This is a genomic window from Streptomyces misionensis (assembly GCF_007896895.1).
Taxonomy (GTDB): Bacteria; Actinomycetota; Actinomycetes; order Streptomycetales; family Streptomycetaceae; genus Streptomyces; species Streptomyces misionensis_A.
In genome coordinates this window covers 1-3,219 of the sequence record NZ_VOGW01000046.1, presented here as the reverse complement: position 1 = coordinate 3,219, position 3,219 = coordinate 1, and the positions used below count along the sequence as shown (strand labels likewise).

At 75.3% G+C, this 3,219-nt stretch carries 1 protein-coding gene; it reads right to left on the bottom strand.

From position 1 onward, the window contains the following. Nucleotides 1-3,219: type I polyketide synthase (locus FRZ03_RS08335; RefSeq protein ID WP_146464524.1), on the bottom strand; the 3,219-nt coding region annotated here is incomplete at both ends.

The following is a 3,219-nucleotide window of genomic DNA, read 5'->3' as shown; positions in this document are numbered from 1 at the left end:
CTCCAGCACCCCACGAGTCGCCCCCAGGGAGAACGCCACGTCCTCCGGACGAACCCCTGCGCCTCCCACCCCGTCCAGGAAGGCCAACAACCGAACCGCCTGCGCCCGCAACGCCGCGTCACTCTTCGCCGACAGCACCCATGGGACCGGTCCCGCGGTGGCCGTTCCGCGGGCGGGTTCATCGTCCGGCTCGGCTTGCTCGACGATGACGTGGGCGTTGGTGCCGCTGATGCCGAAGGAGGACACCGCGGCCCGGCGCGGTCCGTCGTCCGCGGGCCACTCCACGGCCTCGGTCAGCAGGCGGACGCCGCTCGCCGGCCAGTCCACGTGCGGGGTCGGCTCGTCCGCGTGCAGGGTCCGCGGCAGCACACCGTGCCGCATCGCCAGCACCATCTTGATCACCCCGGCCACGCCCGCCGCGGCCTGCGTGTGGCCGATGTTGGACTTCAGCGAGCCGAGCCACAACGGCCGTTGCGGCGACCGCTGTCGGCCGTACGTGGCGATGAGGGCTTCCGCCTCGATCGGGTCGCCGAGGCGCGTGCCGGTGCCGTGCGCCTCCACGGCGTGGACGTCCGTGGGCGCGAGTCCGGCGGCCGTCAGGGCCTGGCGGATGACACGCTCCTGGGAGGGGCCGTTGGGCGCGGTCAGGCCGTTGGACGCGCCGTCCTGGTTCACGGCGCTGCCCCGCACCACGGCCAGCACCTCGTGTCCGTTCCTCCGGGCGTCGGACAGCCGCTCCACCAGGAGCATGCCGACGCCCTCCGCCCAGCCGGTACCATCCGCGCCCGCACCGAACGCCTTGCAGCGGCCGTCCGCCGACAGACCGCCCTGACGGCTGAACTCCACGAACATGCCCGGCGTGGACATCACCGTGACGCCGCCGGCCAGGGCCATCGTGCACTCGCCGCTGCGCAGCGACTGGATGGCCAGGTGCAAGGCCACCAGGGACGACGAGCAGGCCGTGTCGACCGTGACGGCCGGGCCCTCGAACCCGAAGGAGTAGGCGACGCGGCCGGAGGCGACGCTGGTCGTCGTGCCGGTCAGCAGATAGCCTTCGGCGCCGTCGGCCGGCTCGTGCAGCCGGGGGCCGTAGTCCTGTGCCGTCGCGCCGATGAACACGCCCGCCCGGCTTCCGCGCAGGGTGGCCGGGTCGATGCCGGCCCGTTCGAAGGCCTCCCACGCCGTTTCCAGGACCAGCCGCTGCTGGGGGTCGATCGCGGCGGCCTCACGGGGGCTGATGCCGAAGAAACCGGCGTCGAACTCGGCGGCGTCGTGCAGGAAGCCGCCGTACCGGGTGCTGGAGGTGCCGGGCGTGCCGGGCCCGGGGTCGCAGAGCGCCTCGATGTCCCAGCCGCGGTCCGTCGGGAACCCGGAGACGGCGTCACCGGCGGAGACGAGCAGCCGCCACAGGTCCTCGGGGGTGTGCACGCCACCGGGCAGGCGGCAGCTCATGCCGATGACGGCGACGGGCTCGTCGGGGTCGGCCGGCGTCGTGGGCGCGCCGGCCGGCGTGTCCTCGCCGCGCCGCGACGCGGCGGCGAGGTGGCGGGCGAGGGCGGCCGGGGTCGGGTGGTCGAAGAGCAGCCCGCTGGGCAGGCGCCGGCCGGTGGCCTCGCTGAGCCGGTCGCGCAGTTCGACGGAGCTGAGCGAGTCGAACCCGAGGTCCTTGAACGTCCACTCGGTCTCGGCCTGGCGGGGGTCGGCGTGGCCCAGGACGGCGGCGATGTGGGCGCGGACCAGGTCGAGCACGGCGTCCTCGCGTCCCGGGCCGGGAAGCGCGGACGTCCCCGCGTCCAGGGCTCCGGCAGGCGCGGCGTCCGGATCGGCCGGTTCGGCGGTGGTGGCGGGCCGCGGGGGCGCGGGGGTCCGGGCGGTGTCGCCGTCGTCCAGCCAGTGGCGCCGTCGTTCGAAGGCGTAGGTGGGGAGCGGGACCCTGCGGGGTGTGCGTCGCCCACCGCCGAACAGGGCGTCCCAGTCCGGTTCCACGCCGTGGACGTGCAGGGCGGCGACCGCCGTCAGCAGGGCCCCGGTCTCGGGGCGCCCGGCGCGCAGGGCGGGGACGCACAGGGATGTGTCGGCGGCGGAACGGGTGAGGGAGGTGAGCACGCCGCCGGGGCCCAGTTCCAGGTAGGCGCGGACGCCCCGCGACTCGAGGCGGGCGACGCCGTCGGCGAACCGGACCGCCTCGCGCACGTGCCGGACCCAGTACGCGGCCGTGCGCCCTTCGTACTCCGGGAGTTCCCGGGGCAGCCGGCCGGTCACGTCGGACACGATCGGGATGCGCGGGGCGTGGAAGGTCAGGCCCTCGGCCACCTCGCGGAACTCCGCCAGCATGGGTTCCATGTGCGGCGAGTGGAAGGCGTGACTGACGCGCAGTCGGCTCGTCTTGCGGCCGAGGGCGGCGAAGGCGGCGGCGATCTCGGTGGCGAGGTCGTCGTCGCCGGAGACGACGACGGAGTCGGGACCGTTCAGCGCGGCGATGCCGACGCGGTCCGTGCGTTCGCCGATGCGGGCGCGGACCTCGTCCTCGGTGGCCTGGACGGCGATCATGGCGCCGCCGGGGGGCAGTTGCTGCATCAGCCGGCCGCGGGCGGCCACGAGGGCGCAGGCGTCGGCGAGGGAGAGGACCCCGGCCACGTGCGCGGCGGCGAGTTCGCCGACGGAGTGGCCCATGAGCACGCCCGGGGTGACGCCCCAGCTCTCCAGGAGCCGGTACAGGGCGACTTCGAGGGCGAACAGCGAGGTCTGGGTGTAGAGGGTCCGGTCGAGTTCGGCGGCTTCCTCGGTGCCTTCGGAGGCGAACATGACCTCGCGCAGCGGCCGGGGCAGCAAGGGGTCGAGGTGGGCGCAGACGTCGTCCAGCGCGGCGGCGAACACTGGGACGGCGGCGGCCAGTTCACGGCCCATGCCGGCTCGCTGGCTGCCCTGGCCCGGGAAGAGGAAGGCGAGTTCGCCGTCCGGTCCGGTGCGGCCCGTGGTCAGTGCGGTGTCGATGCCGCCGGCGGACAGCGCGCGCAGGGCGCGCAGGAGGTCGTCGCGGTCCTCGCCCACGACGACGGCCCGGTGTTCGAAGGCGGTGCGGCCGGTGGCCAGCGACCAGCCGATGTCGGGCAGGGCGAGGCCGGGGTGCGCCTCGGCGTGCGCGAGCAGGGCGGCGGCCTGGGCGCGCAGCCCGGACGCGGTCTTGGCGGACAGCGGCCACGGGGTCGGAAGCCCACC